Raw genomic sequence first — 26,138 nt, forward strand, 5'->3', positions numbered from 1 at the left:
GGCCCGCTTCGGGCCGCCACGGGACGGCGGACGCCGCCGCTCATGCCGCGCTGCTGCTCTTCGGCATCCAGTGCCGGCACGTCACCTCGTGCTCGGAGCCCAGGCTCGTCCACCAGCGCTCGCAGCACGCCGAGTCCAGCTCCGCCCGGACGATCGCCTCGGCCGCGTCACCGCCGCCGCGCGAGGCCCGCGCGATCAGATCGAGCAGGATCCGCCGCTGTTCGCCGATCACCGTCTCCCGGACGACGGCGATGACCGGCACCAGGCTGGCCGCCGCGAACAGACAGGCGGCCCACGCCGGGCCGTACAGGACTTCGAGGATCGAGGTCCAGGCGAGCCCCGCGCTCGTGGCGATGTAGAGGACACACAGCAGGCGGCTGGAGCAGTTCATGGGCGTACACCGTCCTTGAGGCGGATCGATTCCCTCTGTCCAACTACTCACGGCCCTCTCGGATTCGGGTGATTTTTCCCACCGTGACCGACCAGGCCCGTACCGCCGGGAATGACTAGGGCCGGATTCGCCGGGCCGGCCCTAGACGCCGACCGCCGCCTTTGCCTCGCCGACCGCTGCCTTTCCCTGGAACGCGGCGCGATAGGAGTGCGGAGTGGTGCCGACCACCCGGCGGAACCGCTCGCGGAACGCCGTCGGCGAGCCGAACCCCGCCTGCCGTGCGATCCGCTCGATCGGGTGGTCGCTGTTCTCCAGCAGATACTGGGCCCGCCGCACCCGCGCCCGCAGCAGCCACTGCACGGGAGTGGTGCCGGTCTGCTCGCGGAACCGCCGGCTGAAGGTGCGCTCGCTCATCCCCGAGCGCTCCGCCATCGCCCCCAGGGTGATCTCCCCGGCCAGGTTGTCCTCGATCCACTCCAGCAGGGGTTCGAGCGCCGAGCCGCGCGGCACCGGAGGGTGCTCGTGCACGATGAACTGAGCCTGCCCGCCCTCCCGTTCCAGCGGTACGACGGACATGCGGGCCGTGTGGGCGGCCACGGCCGAGCCGAGGTCCCGCCGGATCATGTGCAGGCACATGTCCAGTCCCGCGGCGGCTCCGGCCGAGGTGAGGATCTGCCCGTTGTCGACATACAGCACGTCCGGCTCCACATGGACGCCGGGAAAGCGGCGGGCCAACTCGCCGGTGGCCATCCAGTGGGTGGTGGCACGCAGCCCGTCCAGCAGCCCGGCCTCGGCCAGGACGAACGCGCCGACGCACACGGACGCGATGCGGGTGCCGGCCCGCGCCGCCTCCCGCAGCGCCGCCAGGACCTCGGCGGAGGGCGGCTCGGTCGTGTCGCGGCCCGGCACGACGATCGTGTCCGCGTCCGCCAGCCCGTCCAGCCCCCGCTCGACACGCAGCGCGAAGCCCTCGGTGGGCACCTCCGGCGACTCGGCGCACAGCCGGACCCGGTAGGGCCGCCGGCCGTCCGGCAGCCGCGTCCAGCCGAACATCTGGAAGGGCGTCGCCATGTCGAACGGCACCACGTTGTCGAGAACCAGGATCGCCACGGTGTGCATGGACGCCACCCTAGGCAGCTTCCCGCCATCGGCATAAGCCCAGGTCATGGATCAGGGCGCTGACGAGGTGCGGGGCACACGGGTGGCGAGAATCCGTTGGAAGCTGTCATTTCAGCCCCTGTGCGGTCACTCGGAAGATCTCTAGGGTCGGCGGCGTGACCAAGATCCTGCTCATCCTGCACGTCCTCGCCGCCATCGTCGCCGTCGGCCCCGTCACCGTCGCCGCCAGCATGTTCCCGCCGGCCGCGCGCCGAGTCCCGGAGGCCGCGGACGGGGCCGTGGCGGTGGGCACCGTCCAGCTGCTGCACCGCATCTGCCGCGTCTACGCGGCCATCGGGGTGTCGGTGCCCGTCCTCGGCCTGGCCACCGCACTGGCGATGGGGGTCCTGGGCAGCGGATGGCTCATCACGTCCATCGCCCTGACCGCCGCTGCCGCCGGCCTGCTGATCGCCTTCGTCCTGCCCCGCCAGGAGGAACTCCTGGAGCAACTGACCGCCCAGCAGACCGCCGAACGCTCGGCCACGGTCCAACTCGCCATGGTCACCGGGATCTTCAACCTCCTGTGGGCGACCGTGACCATTTTGATGATCGTCCGGCCTGGCTCGACCACGGGCGCCTGACCGTCGGCCGGGGCGGCCCACGGCACCGGGCCGTGGGCCGCCGCAGTGCCGATTCGTCCGCCGTCAAGCGCTCTGGCAGAATTCGTACTTCAGTGTGCGTCGGCGCCTAGACTCGACAGCCGTGCCCATATGCACACAGGGGCCACGACAGGAAAGGCGCGTTGACGGGTGTTCCAGGATTCCCCCATCTACGACCGGCTCATCGCGGAGCGCGGCGACATCCCCACCCAGGTGCGCAGGGAGGCCGAACGCGTCAGCCGGGAAATGGCGTTCGTCATGCAGCCGGGGCCGCCGCTCGGCCACGCACCGGCTCCGGTACTTCCGACGCCCCCGGCCCCAGCCTGGCAGCGCAGCGCGCTGCCGCCCGGCCAGCCCGGGTGAGCCCGGTCACGAAACAACCCTCGCGCTCGCCCCGTTGACGTGCGACTGCTGCCCGCCGACCGGGCGGGCGAGCCACTCGGCAATGCTGAGGGCTATCGGCTGACCGGTGTCCACCTCGACGAAGCCGAACTGTCCCGACTGGTTGCACTCCAGGAACCACCACGTCCCGTCGGCGTCCTCGACGAAGTCGAAGGCGCCGTAGGACAGTTCGGCATCCCGCAGATAGGCGAGGACGGCCTCCGCGATGCGCGGCGCGACCTCCACGGGACGCCACGGCTCCTTCGACGAGGCGAAGCGGACGTCCACCTCGGCCTCGCCGCCGGTCGCCTTGCGGGCGGCCAACAGCCGGTCGCCCACCGCGGTGAGCCGGATGTCGGCCACCTTGGCGACACGGCGCTGCAGCAGGGTGGGCCCGAACGCGACGGCGGAGAAGTCCGTGTCCGGCGCCACCCTGCTGGTCGGCACCGCACGCGGCGGGTCCTGCGGATGGGCGCCGGAGACCGGTTTGACCACCAGATCCGGATAGCGCTCGGCGAACTCCCGGGCGGCCTGTGGGAACGTCGTGATCAGCGTGGCCGGCACCGGCAGACCGCACTGCTGGGCCAGCCGCAGCTGCCAGGGCTTGTGACGGGCCCGGCGAGCCGCGTCGGGATGGTTCATCCAGCGGGCGTCGCTGCCGCGCAGCATCCCGTACAGCGCCTGCCCCGCCTCCTCCGTCAGCCAGGTCGACGGGCTGGACGCGCGCTGCGCAGCCGCCCCCGGCCGGCGCAGCCACACCGAACGCAGCCCTCCGATGCTCACGAGGCGCCCCGCGGCCGAGAGATGGCCGCGGAAGGCGCCGTGCACGAACTCACCGGACAGGGCGACCCCGCCGGTCAGGTCGGCGGGGTCGAGCCGGAACACCGGAACACCGAAGGCGTTCAGGTGCACGACCACCATGTCCGCGGTCACGTCCTCTTCGTTGGTAAGAATCAAGACGGTCATCGTCGCCGGCCTGCGTTCAGTCGTCGAAGTGAGTCTTGGAGCCCGCTGTGGACGTCGTGGTCGCCAACTCCCTCAACAAGGCGTGATCACAGGCGGCTATACGGCCGTCACGGAGCACGTTCAACTGCATGCCGGAGTCGTAGACGTACGGAGCGGTGACCTCCAACTCCACTGCCGGCCGTGCGTAGTTGAGCGCGAACGGTTGCATCGTCTCTCCCTCAAGGTGCTGCTCCGAGCGAGCCCGGTCACCCGGCGGCGGCCCTCGGTCCACCGACGCCCTTTGGTTACCACTTACTTAAACGAATCGAACGAGTGGTTGGTTTCCTTACTTTCCGTAATCAACGGCGTCCGGCGGTTCCGCTTCGGGAGAGCGGCGCAGGGTACGCAGTGCCAGCAAGAGCACGCCGATGTCGTCCAGATACACCGGATCGGGCACCAGATCGGCGGGCAGTACGAAGTACAGGACGGCACCCCAGAACACCCAGCGCGGCCCGGTCGGCAGCCCGGAGCGGCGCAGCAGCCGTCGGGTCCGCACGAGCCGCACCAGCACCCCGACGGCCACGGCGAGGACGACGGCCGCGAGGGCGACGGCGACGACGATCACGGTGGTGGTCGACTCCACGGACCCTCCTCCTGCCGGTGTCGCGCATCACACGCGCTGCTAGTCGGATGCCCGCATGCGCCGAGTGCATTGCATGACGGCGGTCACCTGGCCGCATCACGTCACCCGTCAGGACGGAAGACGCACAAACGGCCCGGTCACCTGCCTGACCGGCATGGAGAGGGAAAGATGCACGCACTGATGTGCACCCGCCCGACGCAGTACCCCCACCGCACGAATCCGCCGCAGCCGCGATACGCCCCCGGGGTTCACGGGTCGGTCGTTTCCCGTACTTTTCGCTCGCTTCTGCCTAGCGGCGGTCGGAGGTCTCGGGCTGCTCCTCCGCCGTCTTGCGTGTCCGGGCGGTGCCCTTGAGGCGTTCGAAGGTGCGGGTCAGCTGCTGGAGGGGGGACGCCGGAGCGGTGGTGGCCGGCGCCTCGGGTCGGGGTTCGGGCAGGGCCTCGGCGGACTCCCGGTAGGCGGCGAGCGCGGCGTGCGCCTGCTCGGCGGCCTCGCGGTACAGGTCGCGGGACTTCGTCATCGCCTCCAGCGCCTCGGCGTACATCGCCACGAGCCCGCGCTCGCGCTCGAGTTCCTCCTCGACGGTCAGCAGCCGCCAGTCCTCGCGCAGGGCGGTGAGGGCCTCCTCGCCGCCGTCCGGCAGCGGGCGCGAGAGGGCCGCGAAGCGGGTCACGGCGTGGATGAGTTCGGCCGGCTCCGAGCCGTCGAGGAAGACACTGCGCACGGCGAAGTCGTCGGCCTCGTACCCGGCGGGGGCCGGAGTGCCGGGCAACACCACGGCGCCGCCCCGCGGCACCTCCAGGTCATGCTCGCGCAGGGCCCAGTTCACGACCCGCAGCTGGCTGGGTGCCGCGCGGTGCTCGACCAGCCGGTGCCGCAGACTCGGCGGCAGCATCCCGGCGAGGGGCGTGCGGCCGCGCTGGTCGGTGGTCATCGCCTCGTGGACGACGACATGGATGCTCCAGCCGTCACCCGCGGCGTCCCGCAGCACTCGCCGTACCGCTTTGTCGTCCGCGGGGAGCGGGTTGATGTCGCGCAGCCGCAGGCCGGTGGCGGCGTCGTGGTCCCAGGCCGCGTCCGGCTCCTGCGGCCAGAACATCGCGGCCGGCGACGGCCATCGCGGGTCCCACGGGGCCTCGGCCTCCGCGAGGAGCGTCCACTCCTGTCCGTCGGCGGCGTCGTGCCGGACGGTTAGCCGGGCGCGTACGGTGACCGACCCGGCTACCCGCCATCGGGCCTCGAAGACCGACTCCGGGGCGCCCTCGGCCGCGGGCACCTCCAGGAAGTCGTCGATGGTCCGGCTGTCCTTGAGCTGCCGCAGACTGAGCCGGAGTACGTCCTGCGCGTCGCGCCCGGCATGGCGGCCGCGGGCCGACCACACCGTGGGGGGCGTCGTGGGGCGGGTGCTGGAGGAGCTGGGCATGAGTCCATCTGTGGGCGGGGGCACGTACGCGTACCAGTATCGTCGCCGCGGACGGAAGCCGACGGGGCGGGGGGTGCGCACACGGGGTGTGCGCCGTCCGCACCGGCCGGGCGCCGCTCACTCGTGGTCCGCGCCCTCGCCCGTCAGGAGAATGACCCGGTGAGCAGGACCCGCCCACCATCCGCATTGGGGCGGGTCCTGCTCATCCTCCGGCGCTCGCTCAGTTGTGGTACCCGATGTAGCCGTTGCCGTCCGGGTCGTTGCCGCTCTTGGTGTAGGCGTGCGAGTCCGCCCCGGCGCCCGAGGGCTTGTAGAGGTAGATCGTGTCCGCGTCGTTGTTCCACATGAAGTTGCAGTTGTCGCGGTAGACGACGTTGTTCTGGTCGGAGTCGGTGCCGTTGCCGCCCCGGAGCCTCACGTAGTCACCGGGCTGCAGGGTGTGGTTGGCGGTGAACGTGAAGCGGTTGCCGGCCTTGTCCTTCACGACGTAGCCCTTGAGGTTGACCGTCGTACCGGACGAATAGTTCTTGATCGTCAGGTATTCCTCGTCGGTGTTGCCGGTCCGGCAGTTGTTCGAGTCACGGCCGGGCGCGTCGTACTGGATGCCGCGGATCTTCAGCGCCGACGAGTACTCGGTGGCCTGCGCCGGAGCGGCGGAGAGTGCGGCGAGGGTGCCGGCCGCGACGGTGGTGATGGCGACGATGCGTATACGCATGGAGAAATACCCCCTGTGTGGAGCTTCTGTGAAGATCAGGAGTGTATCCAGTGATGACGGTCGCTGTGCCGACTTCACCCGAACGCGAGCAGACCGAGAGGGCCGGGGGTTGACCCCCGGCCCTCTCGGTCTGTGTCGGCGTCGGCTGCTTACGCGCCGCTCTCCCGGAGCATGTCCTCGCGTTCGACGAGCTTCACGCGCTCACGGCCCTGCGGCTCGCCCAGCGCCTTCTCGGCGGCGTCGAGCTTGTACCAGCCCTCCCACGTGGTGAACCGGATCTCGCGCTCGGCGAGGAACGCCTCCACGGCCTCCGGCTCGGGCGAACCGGGCGTCTGCAGACGGCCGTTCGCGAAGTCGTCCAGCAGGTTCGACACCGTCTCGTTGGCGTCGCCCTTGGTGTGGCCGATGAGGCCCACTGGACCGCGCCGGATCCAGCCGGTGACGTACGTCGACTGCAGGTGCTCGCCGGACTCCTGGACGACCCGGCCGCCCTCGTCCGGAACGGTGCCCGAGTCGATGTCCCAGGGAAGCTTGGGGAGTTTGTCGGAGAGGTAGCCGACCGCGCGGTAGATCGCGCTGACGTCCCAGTCCTTGAACTCGCCGGTGCCCTTGACGTTGCCGGTGCCGTCGAGGGCGGTGCGCTCGGTGCGCAGGCCGACGACCTTGCCGTCCTCGCCGAGGATCTCGGCCGGCGACTCGAAGAAGTGCAGGAACAGCTTGTGCGGGCGGTCACCCACGTCGCGGATCGCCCAGTTCTCCAGGGTCTTGGCGACCATGTCGGCCTGCTTGTTGCCGCGCCGGGTCTCGATCGAGCCCGCGTCGTAGTCGATGTCCTCGGGGTCGACGATGACCTCGATGTTGGGGGAGTGGTCCAGCTCCCGCAGCTCCATCGGGGAGAACTTCGCCTGCGCCGGTCCGCGGCGGCCGAAGACGTGGATCTCCAGCGCCTTGTTGGCCTTCAGGCCCTCGTACACGTTCGGCGGGATCTCCGTCGGCAGGAGCTCGTCCGCCGTCTTGGCCAGGATGCGGGCCACGTCGAGGGCGACGTTGCCGACGCCGAGGACGGCGACCTTCTCCGCCTCCAGCGGCCAGGTGCGCGGCACGTCCGGGTGGCCGTCGTACCAGGAGACGAAGTCGGCCGCGCCGTAGGAGCCGTCGAGCTCGATGCCGGGTATGCGCAGCTCGCGGTCGGCCGTCGCGCCGGTGGAGAAGATCACGGCGTCGTAGAACGCGCGCAGATCGTCCAGGCTGATGTCGTTCGGGTAGTCGACGTTGCCGAAGAGACGGATCTGCGGCTTGTCCAGCACCTGGTGGAGGGCCGTGATGATGCCCTTGATGCGGGGGTGGTCGGGGGCGACGCCGTACCGGATCAGTCCGAACGGCGCGGGCATCCGCTCGAACAGGTCGATGGACACACCGGGTTCGGCGGCCACGTCGGACTTGAGCAACGCGTCGGCGGCGTAGATCCCGGCGGGGCCGGCTCCGACAATGGCTACCCGCAGGGGGCGGGGCATGATCAGGTTCCCTTCGAGAGGCGATAGATCGACTCGAACGGGAAGCCTAAACTAAGGCAAGCCTAAGTCGGTACACGGGTCCGGCCTATGAGCTCATAAATCAATTCTATGGGCAGAGGGCGGGGAGTCCGAACGCAGGGTCGCCGTACCGCCCGGCAGTACGGCGACCCGCGTCCGTCCACGTCAGTCGATGTGGAAGCTGTCCCCGTAGACCTTCCAGTCGAGCGGTGTGTCGAGGTCGAGGTTGCCCTTGCGCAGGAAGACCCGCTGGGCGGTGTCGACCCGGCTGGTGTCGCTGTGGGCCTCCTCCTGCTTCATGGCCCATACCCGGGCGTCCAGGAAGGCGTTGAGGTACGTGACCTCGTCACCGCCCTGCGCCGGTGGCCGGGCCCGGTCCAGGGCGCGCCTGCGGATGCTGCGGAAGCTGGTGGGGTCGGTGCCGTCGCCGTGCATGACGATGGCGTCGTAGTAGGCGAACTGGCCGAGCACGCGCAGCCCGTCGCTCTTGCCCTGCCGTACGGCCGGGTTGAAGTACACCCGGTCGCGCTCGTCGTTCTGCGCCTGCTTGAACGCCTGGTCCTGCGCGGCGCGGCCCCAGTCGCGGGGGTAGTGCGGGTCGAGCCCGTCGTGCGAGTCGGTGCCGTCGACCCGGCGCAGCGCCGGCAGGTACGGGGCGAGGACGTTGCCGGGGCGGCGGTCGGCGTACAGCTCGACGAGGTCCAGCATGTCGCCCGTGCCGGAGCAGAAGCCGATGATGCCGGCGGTGTAGCCGCGGCCGTCACCGATGTCCTCGATGTACTTGTACTGCGCCTTCCAGTCGAGCGAGGAGTTCTCCGCGCTCGACACCAGCTTCATGGCGATCTCCTTCTTCGCCGGGTCGTCGAGGCCCGCCGCGGCGCGGTGCGCCGAGGCGGTGGAGGGGGTGAGGAGCGGGACGGACGCCGCGGACGCGCCGATCAGGGCGAGGAGGGTGCGGCGTGACGTGTGCGGGGGGTGGTGCTTCACGGCGGCTCCAATGAGTGGTGGGGGGTGGGGAGTTGGCCGTACGTGCACTGATAGGAAGGTTTCCTATCAGATGCCGGACGCGATGCGCACCGGTCGCGTCAAAGGTTCGTACCTATCTACAAGGGGTGGCCCACGGGCCCCGAGGGGCCGCCGGCTACGGCAGCGGTTGCTCCGCCCAGATCACCTTGCCGGCCGGCAGATACCGCGTGCCCCAGCGCTCGGCCAGCTGCGCGACCAGGAACAGGCCGCGCCCGCCCTCGTCCGTCATGGCCGCGTACCGCAGATGCGGCGAGGTGCTGCTGCTGTCGAAGACCTCGCAGATCAGCGACCGGTCCCGCAGCATGCGCACGCGGATCGGTTCACCGCCGTACCGGATCGCGTTGGTCACCAGCTCGCTCAGCATCAGCTCCGTGGCGAACGACAGCTCCTCCAGGCCCCAGCTCTCCAGCGTCCGCGTCACGTCGGAACGCACCTGGGCCACGGCCGCCGGATCGGAGGGCACCTCCCACTCGGCGACCCGGCCGGGCCCGAGCGCCCGGGTCCGCGCCACGAGCAGCGCGATGTCGTCGCTCGGCCGGGCCGGCAGCCGGGCCTCCAGCACCGCCTGACAGGTCTCCTCCGGCGTCCGGCCGGCCCCGGCCAGCGCGTCCCGCAGCAGCTCCAGACCCTCGTCGATGTCCCGTTCCCGGTCCTCCACCAGACCGTCCGTGTAGAGCACCAGCCGGCTGTCCTCCGCCAGCTCCAGCTCGGCCGTCTCGAACGGCAGCCCGCCCAGGCCCAGCGGGGGACCGGCGGGCACATCGGGGAACTCCACGGTGCCGTCCGGCCGCACCACGGCCGGCGGCGGATGGCCGGCGCGGGCGACCGTGCACATCCGGGACACCGGGTCGTAGACCGCGTACAGACAGGTCGCGCCGGTCACCGCGGCGCTGTCGCTCTCCTGCGCCTCGTCCTGGTCGATGCGGGCGACCAGCTCGTCCAGCAGCGCGAGCAGTTCGTCGGGCGGCAGGTCCAGCGCGGAGAAGTTGTGCACGGCCGTACGCAGCCGCCCCATCGTGGCCGCCGCGTGCAGCCCGTGACCGACGACGTCGCCCACCACCAGCGCGACCCGGGCGCCGGACAACGGCAGCACGTCGAACCAGTCCCCGCCCACCCCGGCCTGCGCCGGCAGATACCGGTAGGCGATGTCCAGGGCGTTCTGCTCGGGCAGGCTGCGCGGCAGCAGGCTGCGCTGGAGCGTCACCGCCATGCTGTGCTCACGCGTGTACCGGCGGGCGTTGTCGATGGACACCGCCGCCCGCGCCACCAGCTCCTCCGCCAGCGCCAGCTCGTCGGCGTCGAACGGCCCCGCCTTGCGGGCCCGCCAGAAACTCACCACGCCCAGCACCAGGGATCCCGCCCTGAGCGGCACCGCGATCAGCGAGTGGATGCCGAACTCCACCACCTGCGCCGACCGCTCCAGGTCCTGGGCCCGCCAGCCGGGCGCCTTCTCCAGCCGCGGCTCGACGACGGCGTGCCCGTCCTTGAGCGCCCGGGCCTGTGGCGAGGAGTCGACGAACCGGATCTGCTCGCCGACCGGGTACAGCGGAGCGTCCTTGCGGATGCCGCCGGACGCCGTGCGCCGCAGCCGGGTGACCGCCTCCGGCTGCCCGCCGTCGAGTACCGCGTCGAACAGGTCGACGGTGGCGTAGTCCGCGAACCTGGGCACCGCGAGCTCCGCCAGTTCCTCGGCCGTACGGGTCACGTCCAGGCTGGTGCCGATGCCCACGCCGGCGTCGTAGAGCATGTTCAGCCGCTCGCGGGCCTCCTCGGCGCGGCCGGACAGGGCGCGCAGCTCCGTCGAGTCGCGCAGCGTGGCGACACTGCCGGAGGGGCGGCCCCTGAGGTGGGTGGGGCGCTGGTTGACCGCCAGCAGCCGGTCCTTGACCAGGTGCACCTCGTCCGTGGCCATCCGGCCGGAGTCCAGCAGTTCGGCGGTGTCGGGGGCGAGGCCGAGTTCGAGCACCTTGCGTCCCTCGGCGTCCTCGGGCAGGTCGAGCAGGCGGTGCGCCTCGTCGTTGGCGAGCAGCAGTCGGCCCTCGGCGCCGACGATGATCACGCCCTCGCGCACGGCGTGCAGAACGGCGTCGTGGTGCTCGTACATCCGGGTCATCTCGTCCGGCCCGAGCCCGTGCGTCTGCCGCAGCAGCCGCCTGCTGACCAGCGCGGTGCCCGCCGTGGACAGGGCGAGCGCCACGGCCGCGGCGGTCAGGACGAGGGGCAGCTGACGGTCCGCGGTGCCGCCCACGGTGGCGGTCGTGATCCCGGCCGACACCAGGCCGACGACCTTGCCGTCGTCGTCCTTGACGGGGACCACGGCCTGGACGAGCGGGCCGATCGTGCCGGTGATCTGCTCGGTCACCACGCGGCCCTCCAGGGCCGGCTGGAGGTTCCCGACGAAGTGCTTGCCGATGCGGTCCGGCTTGGGGTGGGTGTAGCGGATGCCCTCGGTGTTCATCACGACGATGAAGTCGACGCCGGTCGCCTTGCGCGCCGCCTCCGCCCGCGGCTGGAGCAGGGCCGTCGGATCGGGGCTCTCCAGCGCCTCCCGGGTGCCCGGCGCGTTCGCGAACGACTCGGCCACCGCCACGGAGCGGTTGCGCGCCTCCTGCGTGGAGTCGTAGCGCACCTGAAGCACCAGCGCCACCACCGCCGCGACCACCAGCAGCAGCACGATCACCACTTGCAGCAGGAACACCTGCCCGGCGACGCTGCGCCCGCCGACCGTCGAACGCAGCCGGGCCAGCGGGCCCCGGCGCCGCGGATCGCGCGGCACGCCCCGCTCGGGCACGACGGTGCCGCGGTCCGGCGCACGCCCGGTGCGCGGACCGCTGGGACGACGGGCCGACCGGGCCCCGGATCGACCCGATAGTCGGACCATGTGCCCATGTCTACACTGCCGCGCCTCCGGAGGCGAGAGACGTCACACACCGTGACAGAAGCTGTTTCCACTCTCACACTTCGATCACCGGCGTGATCGGTGGACTCCGGGCAACTCCCGCCCCCGCGACGGGGGTACGCCCGCGCAGGGCACGCTCATTTCCGGCGCAGCGGCGTGGCCCGCCGGGTGGCGAGCAGCAGCGCGATGTCGTCCGGTCGGTCCGGAATGTGCCGGGCCGTCGCGGTGAGCCGGTCCGCCATGCCCGCCAGCGAACGGCCACCCGGCCGGGCCCCGGGCGCCCCGGCCCTGGCCAGCGCCACCCGCAGCGCGCTGATGCCCTCGTCGATGTCGACGCCGGGCCGCTCGACCAGCCCGTCCGTGTACAGCGCCAGCACGGCGCCGGGCTCCATCCGCAGCTCCGACACCGGGTACTGGGCCTGCTGGTCCACGCCGAGCACCACCCCGCCGGGCAGGTCCACCAGATGCGTACGGCCGTCGGGGCGGCGCAGCAGCGGGCGCGGATGCCCGGCCACCGCCGCCTGGGCGAGACCGGTCGCGGGATCCAGGCGGATGTAGCAGCAGCTCGCGAACAGGCCCGTGTCGAGGTCGATGAGCAGGTGGTTGGTGCCGCTCATGACCTCGTCGGGCCGACGGTCGCCGAGCGCGAAGGCCCGGACGGCGCTGCGCAGCTGGCCCATGGTGGCCGCCGCCTGCACACCGTGCCCCTGGACGTCACCGATCACCAGGGCCAGCCCGTCCCCGGAGGGCACGACGTCGTACCAGTCACCGCCCACCTCCATGCCCTGGGTGCCCGGCAGATAGCGCCCGGCCGTCTCCAGCAGGGGGTGCTCGGACAGCCGGCGGGGGAGCAGCGCCTGCTGGAGCCCACGGGCCAGTGCGGCCTCGCTCTCGTAGCGCTGCGCCTTCTCCATGGCGTGCGCGATGAGCCCGGCCATCGCGGTGAGCACCGCGCGCTCCTCGGAGCTGAAGCTGCGCGGCCGGTCGAAGCCGAGGATGCAGGAGCCGACCGGCCGCCCGGAGGCGATCAGCGGCAGGAAGGCGCGGGCGCCCTCGGTCGCGTCGAGGGCGATGCCCGGATAGGCGTCGGCGAGCTGCTGCATCGAGTCGAAGAACAGCGGGCGCCCGTTGGTGAGCGTCTCCACGCCGGGCAGGCGCTCGTCCAGCGCCACCCCGTCGAACGGGGCGAGGAACCCCTGCGGGAAGCCCGTCTCCCAGGCCATGTACAGATGCCGCTCCTGGAGCAGGTAGATCGCCAGCCGTCGGCCGCCGAACGCGGGCAGCAGCTCCCGCATGACGACGGCGGACACCTGCCGGGGGGTGACCGCCTCGGTGAGGGCGATGGCGAGGACGATGGGGCGGTACAGCGGGGCGAGCGAGGTCGCGCCGACCGGCTCGGGCGCGGCATGGGTCTCCGGGAGGTCGGACGGGCTGTCGGCCACCCCGTGCCCCGGGCGGATGGTGCAGGTCAGCAGGTCGGGACCGGAGTAGACGGACAGCGCGAGCCAGTCGCCGCCGAACGGGCTGGCGTCGGGATCACGCTCCTGGGCGGACGGTCTGCGGACGTGGAAGTGCACCGGGTCCGGAGACAGCAGGGCCACCCGCAGATGGTCCTCGACGGCGGGCTGGTTCAGCCAGGGCACGCTCTCCCACAGGGGCCGGCCGAGCAGTTCGGTGCGCGAGCGGCGCAGCAGCCGTGCCGCGTGCGGATTCGCGTAGACGACCGTCCCCAGCCGGTCCAGGCAGAACACCCCGTCCGGCAGCAGGTCGGCCGCCACGTCCGCCACCGCGCTCTCCCCCGGATCGAGGACGACACCGCGCACGGGCGCCACCGGCCCGAACGGCGTCGCGTCCTCGTACGGCCCCCAGACCTCGACCAGCCGCAGCGCGCCGTTCGCGGCGCGCACGTACAGCGGCAACGCCGGTGGCCGGCCGCCGGCCGCCTCCCGCAGCGCCGCGAGGATCCGGTCCGTGTCGCCCGGGGCGACGGCCGCCGCGAAGTCCTCGACGGTGGCATGGGCGTCTCCCGGAGCGGAGCCCAGCACGACGTTCAGGCGCTCCTCCGCGCTCACCACACCCGTCACCGGATCCCAGGCGAACCGGCCCAGGTACCCGGAGGGCCGGCGCCGGGCCGGTGGCCGCACGCACAGGGGCCCGCCGTCCCAGGACACCGCGGCGGGGTCCCCTTTCTCCAGCGTGCGCAGCGCAGATCCCAGCTCCTTGGCCAACTGGGCCATGCGTTCGCGCACCGGCAGCAGCTCCGTGGCGTCCTGCGCCGAGGGCCGCAGCACGGTCAGCACTCCGAAGACGGTCGACCCGCCGGTGACGGGGACGTGCAGGGAGCCGAACTGGAACGGCAGCCCCGCCGCGAACTGGGGATAGCGCCGCATCGTCTCCGTCGCGTTCGGCAGCACCACCTCGACGCCGAGCCGGAAGGCGTCGGCGACGGGGAACGGCCGGTCCGCGTGCAGCCGCCACCACGGCCGGAACAGCGGCCCCGGCAGCCCCTCCAGCACCGCCAGCCGGAGCAGTCCGGGCGTGCCTGAGCGCAGATAGACCCCTCCCGCGTGGCCACCGGCCGCGCTGATCGCCTCCGCCGAGGCATCGATCAGCAGCGCCGCCAGCCCACCGGGCGTGCGCTCTTCGCCCTCGGCGCTCCCAGTCATCGGCCCTACCTCGTCCGTATGCCGTCACGCGCGCGACACAGCAAGAATGCGCCACGACGTGCCCCGCCCGCACCTGGGCGGCGCAAAACAGATGTCCTCGGCGGACGGCGACGGGGGTCGGAGAGCCGCCGACCGGGCGGTACGGGCACCGGGTCGTCGCGGCCGCGGACACGAGAACCCGCAACCGCACGGCCCCCTTCCCCGTTGTGGGTGCGGAACGTGCGGAACGTGCGGAACGTGCGGAACGCGCGGAACGAGAACACCACCGACCCGGACCGTTCCCGACATCCGTCAGCGAAACGGCACCACAGCGGTCGGCAGGGCGGATGCTGGCAGAAGCACTCGGGACCGATCCGGCGGGCACGGCTCAGGCAGGAGAGCAGACGCATGGAGTACTACGACCTCGGCACCCACACCCGCCCCGTCACCACGTCCTCCGCCCAGGCCCAGCTGTGGTTCGACCGCGGGCTCGCGTGGACGTACGCCTTTCACCACGAGGAGGCCGTCGCCTGCTTCGAGGCCGCGGCCGAGGCCGACCCCGACTGCGCCATGGCCCACTGGGGCATCGCCTACGCCCTCGGCCCGAACTACAACAAACCCTGGGAGTTCTTCGACGAGGCCGACCTCGCGCGCACCGTGGACCGGACCCACGCCGCCGTGGAGCTGGCCCACGACAAGGCGGCCAACGCCACCCCCGTCGAACAGGCTCTGATCGGCGCCCTGCGCGCCCGCTATCCGCAGGCCAAGGCCGTGGCGGACTGCTCGGTCTGGAACGCTCCCTACGCCGACAGCATGCGCGCGGTCCACGATCTCGCCCCCGACGACCTGGACGTGGCCACCCTGTACGCCGACGCCCTGATGAACCTCACGCCCTGGCAGCTGTGGGACCTCAGGACCGGCGAACCCGCCGAAGGCGCACGCACCCTGGAGGCCAAGGACGTCCTCGACCGGGCCCTGGCCACCGACGCCGGACGCGACCACCCGGGCCTGGTCCACATGTACATCCACCTGATGGAGATGTCCCCGACCCCCGAGGCGGCCCTGCCCGTCGCTGACCGGCTGCGCAGCCTGGTGCCGGACGCCGGGCACCTCCTGCACATGCCCTCCCACCTGGAGGTGCTCTGCGGCGACTACCGGCGGGTCGTCTCCGACAACGCGGCGGCGATCGAGGCCGACGAGAAGTACCACGCCCGAGCCGGGGCGATGAACTTCTACACCCTGTACCGCTCGCACAACTACCACTTCAAGATCTACGGCGCGATGTTCCTCGGCCAGTCCGAGGTCGCCCTCAGGACGGCGGCCGAGCTGGAGGCGTCCATCCCCGAGGACCTGCTGCGGGTGCCGAGCCCGCCCATGGCCGACTGGCTGGAGGCCTTCCTCGCCATGCGCGTCCATGTGCTGATCCGCTTCGGCCGCTGGGACGACATCCTCGGCCTGCCGCTGCCCACCGACCCCGAGCTGTACTGCATGACGACCGCGATGCTCCACTACGCCCGCGGCGTCGCGCTCTCCGCCACCGGCCGCGTCCCGGAGGCGGAAGCCGAACGCCTGCTCTTCCGCGCGGCGGTACCCCGTGTCCCCGAGACCCGCATGCTGTTCAACAACACGTGCGCCGACATCCTCGCGATCGCCTCGGAGATGCTCGACGGCGAGCTCGAGTACCGCAAGGGCGACCACGAGGCCGCCTTCGCCGCCCTGCGCCGCTCCATCGAACTGGACGACAACCTCCCTTACGACGAACCCTGGGGCTGGATGCAGCCCGCCCGGCACGCCTACGGCGCCCTCCTCCTCGAACAGGGCCGCGTCGAGGAGGCCGAGGCGGTCTACCGCGCCGACCTCGGCCTCGACGGCACCCTCCCGCGCGCCCTGCAGCACCCCGGCAACGTGTGGTCCCTGCACGGCCTGCACGAGTGCCTGACCCGGCTGGGCCGGACCGGCGAGGCACAGATGGTGGCCCAGCAATTGCGACTCGCCACCGCTCTGGCGGACGTACCGATCGACGCCTCCTGCTTCTGCCGGCTCGACACCGCCGCCGGGGCCGCGGCCGGGGACGGCTGCTGCGCCTGACGCCGGCGAGGGCGCCGCACCCTGCGGGTGAAGGGCGCAGGACCATCCGGATGCCGGACGCGTGGCGCGCGTCCGGCCTCGGCGTGGGTGGTGTGCCCTGGTACGTCAGGACAGCCCCCGCGAAGGAGACACACGGCATGTTCGGACAATCGCAGGCGTTCAGCGGCTTCTCGGTCGACGACCTGGGCGAGGCCCGCCGCTTCTACGGCGAGACCCTCGGCCTGGAGGTGGAGGAGACCGGGGAGGGGGACATGCGGGTGCTGATCCTCAAGCTCGGCAGCGGGGCGCAGGTCTTCGTCTACCCCAAGGCGACGCACACCCCCGCCTCCTTCACGATCCTCAACTTCCCCGTGGACGACATCACGGCGGCCGTCGACGAACTGGAGCGGCGCGGTGTGTCCCTGGAGCGCTATTCCGGGTTCGAACACGACGAGAAGGGCATCGTCCGGGTCGGCGAGGGCGGCCCGACGGGCATCGCCTGGTTCACCGACCCGGCCGGGAACGTCCTCTCCGTGCTCCAGGAGAACTGACGGGAGAACGGACCCGGAAAGCTCCCCTCCGTCCGGCGCCGCGCCGGGCCTGCGGCCGGTCCGGCCCGCTCCGGTCGCCGGGCAGGTCACCGTGGCCGCCGCCGGCCCGCTGACGCACCCGGGCGGCGGAGCCTTCCCGCCGCCCGGGTCTCACGGCAACTGCGCCCGCACGGCGCTGTCGTCGAGGAAACCGCCCGACTGGTGCTGCCACAGCTTCGCGTAGGCGCCCTCGGCGGCCAGCAGTTCGTCGTGGGTGCCCTGCTCGACGATCTCGCCGCGGTCGAGCACGACGAGCCGGTCCATGGTGGCGACCGTGCTCAGCCGGTGCGCCACCACCAGCGCGGTCCTGCCGTCCATGAGCCGCCACAGCGCTTCCTGCACGAGGATCTCGCTCTCCGAGTCCAGGGCGCTGGTCGCCTCGTCGAGCAGCAGGATCGGCGCGTCGCGCAGGATCGCGCGGGCGAGCGCGACCCGCTGGCGCTGGCCGCCGGACAGCTTGACCCCGCGTTCGCCCACCATGGTGTCGAAGCCGTCCGGCAGCGACTCGGCGAACTCCGTGACGTGCGCCGCCTCGGCCGCACGGCGGATCTCGGCCTCGTCGGCGTCCGGCCGGGCGAAGGCGATGTTCTCGCGCAGCGTCCGGTGGAACATCGCCGGGTCCTGCGGCACGTAGGCGATCCGGCCCCGCAGGTCGGCCTGGCGCAGTCTGCTGATGTCCTGACCGCCGATCAGGATCCGGCCGGCGTCGATGTCGGTCATCCGCAACAGCAGCCGGGTGAGCGTCGTCTTGCCGCCCCCGGACCGGCCGACGAGGCCGACCTTCGTCCCGGCCGGCACATCCAGTTCGAGGCCCTCGAACAGCGGCCGGCCGCCGGCGTGGGTGAAGTTCACCTTCTCGAAGCGGACGTCGGCGGGTGCGGGCAGCAGCGGCTCAGGCGACGGCGGGTCCAGTACGGTCGGCGGCGTCAGCAGCAGTTCGGTGAACTGCGCCGCCTCCGTCATGGAGCTCTCCAGCCGACGGTAGATCTGGTTGAACTCGAACATGATCCGCGTCGCGTTGGTGTAGTAGGTGAACGCGACCACGATCGCCTCCACACCGTGCCCGCCGCCACCGAGCGTGACCGCGAGCAGCAGGCCCAGCGCGCTGGTGAGCACCGACATCGGCGCGACCAGGGTGTCGATGCGCAGATTGCCGTAGTCCCACGACCGCAGCATGAGCCGCCGTGACTCCGCGACCCGGGAGCGGTGCTCGGCGGCCTCGCCCTCCTCGGCGGCGAACGCCCGCACCGTGTCCATGTTCATCAGGCTGTCGGCGACATGCCCCGACATCCGGGCGATCGCCTCCTCACGCTGGTCCACCAGCGCCTGGCGGCGGCGGATCAGGGGCACCACGCACAGCGCGGTGATCGCGACCATGGCCAGGAGCCCGACGACCAGCAGCGGGTCGTAGCGCCACAGCACCACCGCACCGAACGCAAGCGGCACGAAGCTGCCGACGATCTGGAAGGTCAGCGTGTCGACGAAGTCCTCGTAGCGGGAGGCGAAGCTCAGCACGCGCTTGGTGAGCGATCCGGCGAAGTTGTCGTGGAAGAACGCCGCGTCCTTCGCGAAGAGCTCGTCCATCCCGACCACCCACAGGTGCTCGACGCCGAGGGCATCGAGGCGGTTGAGACAGTGCAGTGCGATACGCCACAGCGCCTCCGCGAGCAGCAGGACACCGACGAAGCCCAGGACGTACGGCAGCGTCGAGGCGACGGTGACGTCCTCGTCGCCCGCGATGTCGCCGACGAGCTTGGCGACGATCAGGGGCGCCACGTAGTTGATTCCGATGTTGCCCAACGCCGACAGCAGCATGGCCGGGACCGTCAGCCACCGGAGCCGGGCCAACTCCCGTCCGTAGTAACGAAGTGCGAGGACCACAGAGCGTTTGCCCGGCAGAACCCTGCGAGGCTCAGGCGTTCCCATCTCACCCCCCTGTGATGTCGTGCGGCGGCCCGCCAGGGCATCGCCGCGACTACGTTCCGTACCGGTCCGGATACGCAGTGTCCCGTGACGGCGGCCGAGGAGTCCAAGTGTTTTCCGACCGGGGGGCGGCGCATTGGGGCAGTGGGGTCCGGCCGGGAGGCGCGACTTTTGACTACCGCCAGTAACGTGGTGAACTTCCTCCAGGGTTACCGAGCAGTCACTTAGGTGCCCGCTTTCCCTGCTTCGGCACTATTTCGCCACCAACCCGGAGGACCTTCATGTCGACCCAAGGCGACGCCCTGGAGCAGACACGCGCCGACTACGAACACCACATGCGGACCTGCCGGCAGTGCCATGTCGACACGGTCCCGTGCGCGGTGGCCAAGCACCTGCTCCGCCTGTACAACAACGCGAGAAGAAACAGCGCCCAGCGCGGCGTCAACGCTCACTGACAGGCGGCAGGTGCCGGTCGGAACACGTCAGGTGAGGACCGTCTCCCAGGTGTCCACGGCGTAGTGGACGGCCATCCCGTGCCGGGCATAGAGCGCCGGAGCGCCGGTGGAGTTGGCGGTGTCCACGCCCAGCCCCACCGTGTCGCGGCCGCGCGCGGCGAACGCCGCGAACGCGTGGCTCAGCAGCAGCCCGCCGAGGCCTGCGCCCCGAGCCTCGCGCAGGACGCCGATGCTGCGGATCCAGCCCATGGCCTCGCGGTCGTCGCGTGAGATGAGGAACCCGGTGTCCCCCAGATCGTCGGTGCCGACGATCCACACCAGGGACCAGTCGAGGGCGTCCGCGTCGACGTCGTGCAGCCACTGGTCGTAGGTGCGCGGCTGGAAGTCGAAGTGCTCGGCGAAGCTCGACTGGTACAGCGCGTGGACCCGCGCACGGTCCGCCTCGTCGGCGCACGGGCGCAGCCGTACGCCCGGCGGAAGCTCCGGCACCCGGTCCGCGGCGGCGTCCAGCGCGCGCCGCAGCACGTGATAGCGCCGTACGGCGTGCCAGCCCCGCTTCTCGATCAGCGTCGTGTCGAGCGTGGGCTCGGTGTTGAGGTGCAGATGCACCACCGCCCTGGCGGCACCGTTCGCGCGGGCCTTCTCCAGGGCACGGGCCTCCAGCGCGTCAAGAATGAGCTCCCCGGCCCGCTGGTGGTCGGGGAGCACATAGTGGTCGACGTCGACGCGCTCGCCCCCCGACTCGTCCCACAGCAGGCCGTACGCCACGAGCAGGTCGCCGTCGAAGACCAGCCACGAGTCGCGGTCGAGGGCGATGTCGGGCCCCGACAGATCGGCCTCGACGGTGTGCAGGTCGGTCTCGGGCCGGCCTATCTCGATCCGGTCGATGTCGTTGAGCAGGTCTGTGATGGCGGGCGCGTCGCTGAGCCGGGCCGGACGAAGGGCGTAGGACATGCGCTCAGGGTCCGGGGGAGGGGGCGACGGCCGCAACGGATTTTCGTCCGCCCCACCCCCCCCGCGGCCCCCAGGTCAGCAGTCCCGCACGCCGGCGATCTTCTCGCCGCCCCGGATGTAGAGGTTGCTCACCCAGGCGATGTCACTGCCGGCGAACTCCTGCACCGCGGTCCACCAACTGTTCCCGCCGACGGCCGGGTCATGGACGTACTGCCCCTGGGTCTGGCACACCGCGTCCATCCAGTACTGCGAACGCACCGTGAGCCGCGGCGAGTCGGCCGTCGGCCGGCTGCGCAGATTGACGTCGGTCGCCCAGATGTAGACGTCGGTCAGGGTCGGGTCGCCGTTGTCGGCCACCGCGGCGGCGGGGCCGGCCGTGGGCGCGGCCTCGGCCGTGGCGGCGAGCGTGCCGACGGTGAGCGTGGCCACCGCCAGGGCGGTGGCGCAGCGGCGCAGGGCTGTCTTCAAGGGTGTTCCCCCGTGCTCGAAAGATGCTGTGTGACTGAGAGGTGTTGCGGGTCGACGGGCGACGGCCGTCAGCAGGTCGCGGAGGCGGGCAGGTCGCCGTACTCGTTGCCCTTGAGGTAGACGGCGCTGACATAGCCCTCGACGAGCTTGACCCACACGTCGTTGGTGTAGCCGTGGTCGGTGATGCGCTCGCCGCGCACCCAGCAGTACGCGCCGCGCGGCTCGTTCGCCGGGGCGCTGCCGACCTTGTCGTACGAACGGCCCGGGCCGGAGCGGATGTTGACCGTCTCGTACGGCACGACGGCGTACGGTGCGGCCATGATGCGGGCGCCGCCGTGGTCCGCGTCGCCGGCCGCGACCGCGGTGGCGGCCGTGAGCGGTCCCAGCAGGGCGAGCGCGCCGGCGCCGACGAGCGCGGCTCGGGCGAGGGTACGAGTGGGCATGACGGATCCCCCTGTTTCGAATTCGGTCGTGCGGCATCTGGCCGCTGTCCGGAACCCTAGGGAAGCGGGCGGTCGAAGGGACCCTGATATGTGTCAGGTACCGCTCGCCCGGCGCCGCCCGTACGGTCCTGACGACCAGCGGCGCCCGGCCGGACGACGGCAGGCGCCGCCGCCACCACCAGGGCAGCACCGCCCACGAAAGAGGTTCGTATTTACGCCGGGGGTGAAGGCCATCGCAGAACTGCTCTGACCCGCAGGTGAACACGGGGCGGCACCCTTTGCCTCAGCCCATGGGACGCTGCTGGTTCTCGATGTACTGGCGAACGACGGTCAGCGGTGCCCCGCCGCAACTCCCGGCGAAGTAGGAGCCGGACCAGAAGTGGCCGCCCCACAGGTACCGGCGGACGTGGGTGTCGTATTCCTTGCGCAGCAGCCGGGCGGAGACGCCCTTGAGGCTGTTGACCAGTTTGGAAAGCTGGACCTTCGGCGGGTAGTGCACCAGCAGGTGTACGTGATCGTCCTTGCCGTTGAACTGCTTCAACTCGGCCTCGAAGTCCGTGCAGACCTCCCGCATGATCTCTTCGCAGCGCGCCAGCATGGCGTCCGTCATGGCCTCGCGCCGGTACTTCGTGACGAAAACCAAGTGGACATGCAGGTTGTAGACGACGTGGCGGCCGGTGCGTACATCGGGATTTGGAATCCATCGAGGTGACATGAACCAAAATGATATTGTGATCGCGTGACCTCGGAACTCGGCCTGGAGAAGCGGCAGTTCGGGCATCGCGCCCGACTGGCGCTGAGTCCTGCGCAGGTCCGGCTCATCGATGAGCAGGCGCACGCGGCCCGCACCATGTGGAATTGCCTGCATGACTGGTGGACGATGCTGCCGAAGGGTAAGCGCACACTGGCCGCCGCCGACGCGGCGATCCGGCAGGCCCGCAAGGAGATCGATTGGCTCGCCGTTCTGCCTGCTCAGGCCGCTCAGGCGGTGTTGAAGACGTATTTCCAGGCGTGGAAGAACTGCTGGGATGGTCGGGCTGACGAGCCCAACTTCAAGGCCCGCTTCCGCACGGTGATGTCGGTGGACATCCCCCAGGGCCGGGACCTGGCCATCAGCCGCGTTCACCGCCGCTGGGGCATGGTCAACATCCCCAAGGTCGGCCGCGTCCGCTTCCGCTGGACCAAAAGCCTTCCGGTCGGCAAGAGGGCGGACACTGAGAACCGGATCACCGGGGCACGCCTGGTCAAGGACGCGCTCGGCTGGCACATCGCCTTCCGTGCGACGACCCTCGAACCGGCTTCCATGCCCCACCCAGGCCCGCAGGTCGGTATCGATGCCGGAATCACCGTGCCTCTCGCCCTCTCCGACAGCGAGAAGTACGACCACGACGAGTGGAAGTCCGGCAAGGACAAGCCGAACGCCTGGCTGACCGACACCGAACAGGCCAAGCTGCTCCGTCTGGAGCAGCGGGCTGCGCACCGCAAGAGCTTCCGCAAACGGGGAGAGCGCACCTCGAACCGCCTGCGGGCAGACTATGACCAGATCCAGCAGCTACGCGCGAGAGCCAAGCGCAGGCACCAGGACTGGCAGCACCAGACCACCACCGAGATCGCCGCCAAATACAGCGTGATCGTGGTGGAAGACCTGGCCATCACGAACATGACCAAGAGCGCCAAGGGAACCATCGCCGAACCCGGGAAGAACGTCGCCCAGAAGTCCGGACTCAACCGCTCCATCAGCCAGGAGGCATGGGGTCGGGCCGTGACGATGCTGGCGTACAAGACCGCCCAGCGCGGCGGCAGTCTGCACAAGGTCCCAGCCCCCGGCACCTCCCGGCGCTGCTCAGCCTGCGGCTTCACCACCCCGGGCAGCCGCCAGTCCCAGGCCGTGTTCGTATGCAAGAACCCGGACTGCGGATGGTCGGGCAACGCCGACCACAACGCTGCCCGGAACATCTTGCACTTGTACCGGATGGGCCACGCGCTCGTCCCGGCTGCCGGAAGGGCAGTCGTCAGGCGCCCACGAGGCGCCAAGCCCGCCACCGCAAGGTAGGCAGGAATCTCCCGCCTTCAGGCGGGAGAGCACTTCAATCCGACCGGTGCGGCTCCTTCGCCCGCATCGAGAACTCCCGCGCCAACTGCGCCGCCGTCCTGGAGCGCTCGAACTCCGGGGCGGCACGCGCCGACGGCTGGGTCTCGGAGACCGTCGACCCGGGCATCAACTACGCCTACTCGATGATCGGCAACAACCTCAACGGCCGGGTCTCGCGTGCCCTGCTGACCTGCGACGGTCACGTCCTGACGTACACGAACTGGTACTGACCGCCGGAACTCGCCGCCGGGGGCCACGATCCACGCGGAGGCAACCGAGCGGGCCGCCGGCTCGTCCTTGGGATCATGTTCACCGCAAGGATCACCGGCCCCCTGGTGGCATCGCTGCGTCAGCTGCTGGACTTCGCGTGGCTGCAGACCAGGTCCTGCGCCTTCGCCATCGCCCTGATGTCCGGCGTGGCGGCGTCCACCCTGGTGCCCGGCCTCCCCGTCGCGCGCTACGACCTGCTCGTCGTCTACGGCGTGCTGCTGACGCTGCTGTTCTGGGCGCGTGGCTGGGAGGACGGGCGGGACGTCGCCGTCATCGCGGTCTGCCATGTCATCGGGCTAGCCTTCGAGCTGGTGAAGGTGTCCCTCGGCTCATGGAGCTATCCGGAGCCGGCCGTCCTGAAGTTCGCGGGCGTCCCGCTGTACGGCGGATTCCTGTACGCCGCCGTGGGCAGCTACGTGTGCCGCGCCTGGCGGCTGTTCGACCTGGAGCTGGTCCGCTACCGCCCGCGCTCGACGGCCGTGGTCGCCGCCGCCGTCTACGTCAACTTCTTCAGCCACCACTGGCTTCCGGACGCCCGGTGGCTCCTGGCCGTCCTGCTTCTCGCCGTCACCGCCGGGACCTCGGTGAGCTTCACCGTACGGGGCGTACGCCGACGCATGCCCCTCGCGCTGTCGTTCGTCCTGATCGGCTTCTTCCTCTGGGTCGCCGAGAACCTCGCCACCTACGTGGGCGCCTGGCGCTATCCCTACCAGCTCGACGGCTGGCAGCCCGTGGGCGTGGAGAAGTTCGGCGCCTGGTCCCTGCTGATCAGCGTCACCGTCGTGCTGGTGGCCGTCGCACGGTCGCGCCGCGCCGGGACCGGGATGAGCGGCGGAGGTATGGGCCTTGTCGTTCGGACCCCCGGGACGCCGGGATGATCCGAACGACTGGGCCCAGCCCCCGCCGCGCACCGCTACGCGCTCTTCGGCCCCGCCTGCTGCACGACCTCGAACGACCACAGGGTGGACCCGCTCGCCGCCGGCTTCGGCCGCTCGCCGCCGCTCTCGCCGCCACCCTGGTGGGCCGACTTCATGGGCCCCTCCATCCAGGCCTGGAAGGACTCCTCGTCACGCCACCGCGTGTACACGAGGTAGGTGTCGGTGCCCTCGACCGGCCGCAGCAGCTCGAACCACTCGAACCCGTCGGAGCTCTCCACGGCGTGCGCACGCGAGGCGAAGCGCTTCTCCAGCGTCTCGCGCTGCTCGGCCGGCACGGTCAGTACATTGATCTTGACTACGCTCATGGTGCTCATCCTGCCGCACGGCCGCCGGCAGCCGCGCGGCGGCACGTGCGAGGAGCGGCCCGGGAGCCGGGGCTCGTCCGGACCGCCCCCTGTCACCCGTGGGTCAGGCCGTGTGCAGGGTCAGCCCGTAGCGGCCGAGGATCTCGTTGACCGGCTGGAACCAGGTCTCCCCGCCGCCGGAGCAGTTGCCCCAGCCGCCCGAGGTGACTCCCTGCGCCTGGTCGCCGCTGATGAAGGAGCCTCCCGAGTCACCGGGTTCGGCGCACACGCTGGTCTTCGTCATCTGGTGCACCGCGCCCTGCTGGTAGTTGACCGTCTCGTTCCTGGCCAGCACGGTGCCGCAGTGCCAGTGGGTCGTGGAGCCGGACCGGCAGACGGAGGTGCCGACGGGTGCCTCCGCCGAGCCGCGGACCAGGCGGTCCGGGATCGTGCCCCAGCCGAGGACGACCGGCACGGTCCACCAGCCGCTGCCGACGCTCACCCAGGCGTAGTCGTTGTCGGGGAACGAGGAGCCCTGGAACGATCCGATGTACGAGCCGTCCCAGCCGCGGACGCCGGCCCCCTGCTGACCGCAGTGCCCGGCCGTGACGAAGCCGCCGTGCACCGAGAAGCCTATGGAGCAGCGGACGTTGCCCGTGTAGTAGGGGTCACCGCCGACCGTTCCCGCCGCGAAGGTGCGCGGGGCGGTGGGGACCGTCGCGACGGTGACGGGGCCGGCGTCGCGGGCCTGAGTGAGGAAGCGGCGGACATCGTTGTCAGCTTGCTTGTCCCGGACGACGTTGACGACGACCGTGTTGGCCGCCGGATCGACGTGCCAACTGCTCACCCCGGCGGGCGCGGAGAGGTGGTCGATGCGTGCCTTGGCCGCGTCGAGTCGCCGTGCGCTGTGCGTGACGGTGCGGACGGTGGCTCCGGTGGCCCGGACCTCCCGTACGGTCGCGGACGGGGCGTCCGAGGTGACGGCCACGGTGAGCCGTTCGCTCGCCGCGTCGAACCACGCGCCGCCGTAGGCCGAGCCCGCCGCCTTGCGCGCCTTCGGGGTCAGCGTCATGGCGGTGCGCTCCGCCGCGAGCCGGGTCTCGGCCCGCTCCTTCGACAGGCCGAGGTCGCGCTGCATCGCCTGGAGCAGTCCGGCGGAGGCGGGTGCGGAGTCCGAGGCCGTGGGGGTGTCGTCCGCCGTGGCCTGGCCGGTTCCGCCGGCGGTCCAGCCGCCGAACACGAGGAGTGCCGCCAGCCCGGCGTACTTGAGTCTGCTGCGTCTCAAGGGAGTTGCCCT

Annotated in this window: 26 protein-coding genes; 7 read left to right on the forward strand and 19 right to left on the reverse strand. The window is 71.2% G+C overall.

Features of this window, described 5'->3' with window-relative positions; translation table 11 throughout:
* Positions 1–40: 40 nt before the first annotated feature.
* Both ACIRD7_RS08100 and ACIRD7_RS08105 read right to left on the reverse strand, forming a co-directional pair.
* Positions 41–391: a hypothetical protein gene (locus ACIRD7_RS08100; RefSeq protein WP_403451186.1), complete on the reverse strand. Its 351-nt coding sequence runs from the start codon at positions 389–391 to the stop codon at positions 41–43.
* 141 nt (positions 392–532) lie between these two features.
* A complete protein-coding gene (locus tag ACIRD7_RS08105; protein WP_403451188.1) occupies positions 533–1,510 on the reverse strand; it encodes a GlxA family transcriptional regulator in 978 nt (325 codons plus the stop codon).
* 155 nt (positions 1,511–1,665) lie between these two features.
* On the opposite strand from ACIRD7_RS08105, the gene ACIRD7_RS08110 reads away from it, so the two are divergent.
* Positions 1,666–2,130 carry a DUF2269 family protein gene (locus ACIRD7_RS08110; protein WP_403451190.1) on the forward strand — a complete coding sequence of 155 codons (465 nt, stop codon included), beginning with the start codon at positions 1,666–1,668 and terminating at the stop codon, positions 2,128–2,130.
* A 168-nt stretch (positions 2,131–2,298) separates the two neighbouring features.
* A complete protein-coding gene (locus ACIRD7_RS08115; RefSeq protein WP_403451192.1) occupies positions 2,299–2,511 on the forward strand; it encodes a hypothetical protein in 213 nt (70 codons plus the stop codon).
* Between the two features lie 6 nt (positions 2,512–2,517).
* On the opposite strand, the gene tgmB is transcribed toward ACIRD7_RS08115, so the two are convergent.
* The 9 genes from tgmB to ACIRD7_RS08160 all read right to left on the reverse strand — a co-directional run bounded on the left by tgmB (position 2,518) and on the right by ACIRD7_RS08160 (position 14,378).
* Positions 2,518–3,495 carry an ATP-grasp ribosomal peptide maturase gene (gene tgmB, locus ACIRD7_RS08120; protein ID WP_403451193.1) on the reverse strand — a complete coding sequence of 326 codons (978 nt, stop codon included), beginning with the start codon at positions 3,493–3,495 and terminating at the stop codon, positions 2,518–2,520.
* A gap of 16 nt (positions 3,496–3,511) precedes the next feature.
* Positions 3,512–3,703 carry a putative ATP-grasp-modified RiPP gene (tgmA, locus tag ACIRD7_RS08125; protein ID WP_403451195.1) on the reverse strand — a complete coding sequence of 64 codons (192 nt, stop codon included), beginning with the start codon at positions 3,701–3,703 and terminating at the stop codon, positions 3,512–3,514.
* 117 nt (positions 3,704–3,820) lie between these two features.
* Positions 3,821–4,117, reverse strand: coding sequence for a DUF1232 domain-containing protein (locus ACIRD7_RS08130; RefSeq protein ID WP_403451196.1), 297 nt, complete (start codon positions 4,115–4,117; stop codon positions 3,821–3,823).
* 289 nt (positions 4,118–4,406) lie between these two features.
* Positions 4,407–5,540 carry a hypothetical protein gene (locus ACIRD7_RS08135; protein ID WP_403451198.1) on the reverse strand — a complete coding sequence of 378 codons (1,134 nt, stop codon included), beginning with the start codon at positions 5,538–5,540 and terminating at the stop codon, positions 4,407–4,409.
* Between the two features lie 220 nt (positions 5,541–5,760).
* Positions 5,761–6,255 carry a lamin tail domain-containing protein gene (locus tag ACIRD7_RS08140; RefSeq protein ID WP_403451200.1) on the reverse strand — a complete coding sequence of 165 codons (495 nt, stop codon included), beginning with the start codon at positions 6,253–6,255 and terminating at the stop codon, positions 5,761–5,763.
* A 149-nt stretch (positions 6,256–6,404) separates the two neighbouring features.
* On the reverse strand, positions 6,405–7,769 hold the full coding sequence (locus ACIRD7_RS08145) for an FAD-dependent oxidoreductase (RefSeq protein ID WP_403451202.1): 1,365 nt from the start codon (positions 7,767–7,769) through the stop codon (positions 6,405–6,407).
* Between the two features lie 183 nt (positions 7,770–7,952).
* Positions 7,953–8,774, reverse strand: a complete 822-nt coding sequence (locus ACIRD7_RS08150; RefSeq protein ID WP_403451204.1) for a chitosanase — start codon at positions 8,772–8,774, stop codon at positions 7,953–7,955.
* Positions 8,775–8,928: 154 nt separating this feature from the next.
* On the reverse strand, positions 8,929–11,694 hold the full coding sequence (locus ACIRD7_RS08155; protein WP_403451206.1) for a SpoIIE family protein phosphatase: 2,766 nt from the start codon (positions 11,692–11,694) through the stop codon (positions 8,929–8,931).
* Positions 11,695–11,849: 155 nt separating this feature from the next.
* Positions 11,850–14,378: a SpoIIE family protein phosphatase gene (locus ACIRD7_RS08160; RefSeq protein ID WP_403451208.1), complete on the reverse strand. Its 2,529-nt coding sequence runs from the start codon at positions 14,376–14,378 to the stop codon at positions 11,850–11,852.
* A gap of 387 nt (positions 14,379–14,765) precedes the next feature.
* Between ACIRD7_RS08160 and ACIRD7_RS08165 the strand changes: the two genes are divergently transcribed.
* Positions 14,766–16,445, forward strand: coding sequence for a hypothetical protein (locus ACIRD7_RS08165; protein ID WP_403451209.1), 1,680 nt, complete (start codon positions 14,766–14,768; stop codon positions 16,443–16,445).
* A 137-nt stretch (positions 16,446–16,582) separates the two neighbouring features.
* Entirely contained in the window at positions 16,583–16,975 is a 393-nt protein-coding gene (locus tag ACIRD7_RS08170; RefSeq protein ID WP_403451211.1) for a VOC family protein, read from the forward strand.
* Positions 16,976–17,125: 150 nt separating this feature from the next.
* Here ACIRD7_RS08170 and ACIRD7_RS08175 read toward each other — a convergent pair whose 3' ends face one another.
* The gene (locus ACIRD7_RS08175; protein WP_403451213.1) at positions 17,126–18,940 is read right to left on the reverse strand and encodes an ABC transporter ATP-binding protein; all 1,815 of its coding nucleotides are present in this window, start codon (positions 18,938–18,940) and stop codon (positions 17,126–17,128) included.
* A 278-nt stretch (positions 18,941–19,218) separates the two neighbouring features.
* Here ACIRD7_RS08175 and ACIRD7_RS08180 point away from each other — a divergent pair, with 278 nt between their 5' ends.
* Positions 19,219–19,392 carry a hypothetical protein gene (locus tag ACIRD7_RS08180; RefSeq protein WP_403451215.1) on the forward strand — a complete coding sequence of 58 codons (174 nt, stop codon included), beginning with the start codon at positions 19,219–19,221 and terminating at the stop codon, positions 19,390–19,392.
* Positions 19,393–19,419: 27 nt separating this feature from the next.
* Here the strand turns inward: ACIRD7_RS08180 and ACIRD7_RS08185 are convergent, their stop codons facing one another.
* The 4 genes from ACIRD7_RS08185 to tnpA all read right to left on the reverse strand — a co-directional run bounded on the left by ACIRD7_RS08185 (position 19,420) and on the right by tnpA (position 21,972).
* Positions 19,420–20,346, reverse strand: coding sequence for a GNAT family N-acetyltransferase (locus tag ACIRD7_RS08185; RefSeq protein ID WP_403451217.1), 927 nt, complete (start codon positions 20,344–20,346; stop codon positions 19,420–19,422).
* A gap of 75 nt (positions 20,347–20,421) precedes the next feature.
* Positions 20,422–20,814, reverse strand: a complete 393-nt coding sequence (locus tag ACIRD7_RS08190; protein WP_403451219.1) for a peptidase M23 — start codon at positions 20,812–20,814, stop codon at positions 20,422–20,424.
* Positions 20,815–20,882: 68 nt separating this feature from the next.
* A complete protein-coding gene (locus ACIRD7_RS08195) occupies positions 20,883–21,257 on the reverse strand; it encodes an SH3 domain-containing protein (RefSeq protein ID WP_403451221.1) in 375 nt (124 codons plus the stop codon).
* A 283-nt stretch (positions 21,258–21,540) separates the two neighbouring features.
* Positions 21,541–21,972 (reverse strand): IS200/IS605 family transposase, encoded by a 432-nt coding sequence (tnpA, locus tag ACIRD7_RS08200; RefSeq protein ID WP_403451223.1) that lies wholly within the window; start codon positions 21,970–21,972, stop codon positions 21,541–21,543.
* A gap of 75 nt (positions 21,973–22,047) precedes the next feature.
* On the opposite strand from tnpA, the gene ACIRD7_RS08205 reads away from it, so the two are divergent.
* Complete coding sequence (locus tag ACIRD7_RS08205) at positions 22,048–23,310, forward strand: RNA-guided endonuclease InsQ/TnpB family protein (RefSeq protein WP_403451722.1); 1,263 nt, start codon at positions 22,048–22,050, stop codon at positions 23,308–23,310.
* Between the two features lie 34 nt (positions 23,311–23,344).
* Here the strand turns inward: ACIRD7_RS08205 and ACIRD7_RS08210 are convergent, their stop codons facing one another.
* Positions 23,345–23,476, reverse strand: a complete 132-nt coding sequence (locus tag ACIRD7_RS08210) for a hypothetical protein (protein WP_403451225.1) — start codon at positions 23,474–23,476, stop codon at positions 23,345–23,347.
* Between the two features lie 178 nt (positions 23,477–23,654).
* Here ACIRD7_RS08210 and ACIRD7_RS08215 point away from each other — a divergent pair, with 178 nt between their 5' ends.
* On the forward strand, positions 23,655–24,497 hold the full coding sequence (locus tag ACIRD7_RS08215; protein WP_403451226.1) for a DUF817 domain-containing protein: 843 nt from the start codon (positions 23,655–23,657) through the stop codon (positions 24,495–24,497).
* A gap of 35 nt (positions 24,498–24,532) precedes the next feature.
* Here ACIRD7_RS08215 and ACIRD7_RS08220 read toward each other — a convergent pair whose 3' ends face one another.
* On the reverse strand, positions 24,533–24,862 hold the full coding sequence (locus tag ACIRD7_RS08220; RefSeq protein WP_403451227.1) for an antibiotic biosynthesis monooxygenase family protein: 330 nt from the start codon (positions 24,860–24,862) through the stop codon (positions 24,533–24,535).
* 103 nt (positions 24,863–24,965) lie between these two features.
* Positions 24,966–26,126 (reverse strand): S1 family peptidase, encoded by a 1,161-nt coding sequence (locus tag ACIRD7_RS08225; RefSeq protein WP_403451229.1) that lies wholly within the window; start codon positions 26,124–26,126, stop codon positions 24,966–24,968.
* Positions 26,127–26,138 lie beyond the last annotated feature (12 nt).

The sequence above is a fragment of the Streptomyces sp. NPDC093568 genome, assembly GCF_044764945.1.
Taxonomy (GTDB): Bacteria; Actinomycetota; Actinomycetes; order Streptomycetales; family Streptomycetaceae; genus Streptomyces.

Excerpts from the sequence above, each read along its gene's own strand:
- ACIRD7_RS08195 (WP_403451221.1), bottom strand. The coding sequence starts at position 21,257 with ATGCCCACTCGTACCCTCGCCCGAGCCGCGCTCGTCGGCGCCGGCGCG.
- ACIRD7_RS08100 (WP_403451186.1), bottom strand. The coding sequence starts at position 391 with ATGAACTGCTCCAGCCGCCTGCTGTGTGTCCTCTACATCGCCACGAGC.
- ACIRD7_RS08215 (WP_403451226.1), top strand. The coding sequence starts at position 23,655 with ATGTTCACCGCAAGGATCACCGGCCCCCTGGTGGCATCGCTGCGTCAG.
- ACIRD7_RS08160 (WP_403451208.1), bottom strand. The coding sequence starts at position 14,378 with ATGACTGGGAGCGCCGAGGGCGAAGAGCGCACGCCCGGTGGGCTGGCG.
- tgmA (WP_403451195.1), bottom strand. The coding sequence starts at position 3,703 with ATGCAACCGTTCGCGCTCAACTACGCACGGCCGGCAGTGGAGTTGGAG.
- ACIRD7_RS08155 (WP_403451206.1), bottom strand. The coding sequence starts at position 11,694 with ATGGTCCGACTATCGGGTCGATCCGGGGCCCGGTCGGCCCGTCGTCCC.
- tnpA (WP_403451223.1), bottom strand. The coding sequence starts at position 21,972 with ATGTCACCTCGATGGATTCCAAATCCCGATGTACGCACCGGCCGCCAC.
- ACIRD7_RS08175 (WP_403451213.1), bottom strand. The coding sequence starts at position 18,940 with ATGGGAACGCCTGAGCCTCGCAGGGTTCTGCCGGGCAAACGCTCTGTG.
- ACIRD7_RS08165 (WP_403451209.1), top strand. The coding sequence starts at position 14,766 with ATGGAGTACTACGACCTCGGCACCCACACCCGCCCCGTCACCACGTCC.
- ACIRD7_RS08185 (WP_403451217.1), bottom strand. The coding sequence starts at position 20,346 with ATGTCCTACGCCCTTCGTCCGGCCCGGCTCAGCGACGCGCCCGCCATC.
- ACIRD7_RS08220 (WP_403451227.1), bottom strand. The coding sequence starts at position 24,862 with ATGAGCGTAGTCAAGATCAATGTACTGACCGTGCCGGCCGAGCAGCGC.
- ACIRD7_RS08210 (WP_403451225.1), bottom strand. The coding sequence starts at position 23,476 with ATGCCCGGGTCGACGGTCTCCGAGACCCAGCCGTCGGCGCGTGCCGCC.
- ACIRD7_RS08135 (WP_403451198.1), bottom strand. The coding sequence starts at position 5,540 with ATGCCCAGCTCCTCCAGCACCCGCCCCACGACGCCCCCCACGGTGTGG.
- ACIRD7_RS08140 (WP_403451200.1), bottom strand. The coding sequence starts at position 6,255 with ATGCGTATACGCATCGTCGCCATCACCACCGTCGCGGCCGGCACCCTC.
- tgmB (WP_403451193.1), bottom strand. The coding sequence starts at position 3,495 with ATGACCGTCTTGATTCTTACCAACGAAGAGGACGTGACCGCGGACATG.
- ACIRD7_RS08170 (WP_403451211.1), top strand. The coding sequence starts at position 16,583 with ATGTTCGGACAATCGCAGGCGTTCAGCGGCTTCTCGGTCGACGACCTG.
- ACIRD7_RS08145 (WP_403451202.1), bottom strand. The coding sequence starts at position 7,769 with ATGCCCCGCCCCCTGCGGGTAGCCATTGTCGGAGCCGGCCCCGCCGGG.
- ACIRD7_RS08180 (WP_403451215.1), top strand. The coding sequence starts at position 19,219 with ATGTCGACCCAAGGCGACGCCCTGGAGCAGACACGCGCCGACTACGAA.
- ACIRD7_RS08105 (WP_403451188.1), bottom strand. The coding sequence starts at position 1,510 with ATGCACACCGTGGCGATCCTGGTTCTCGACAACGTGGTGCCGTTCGAC.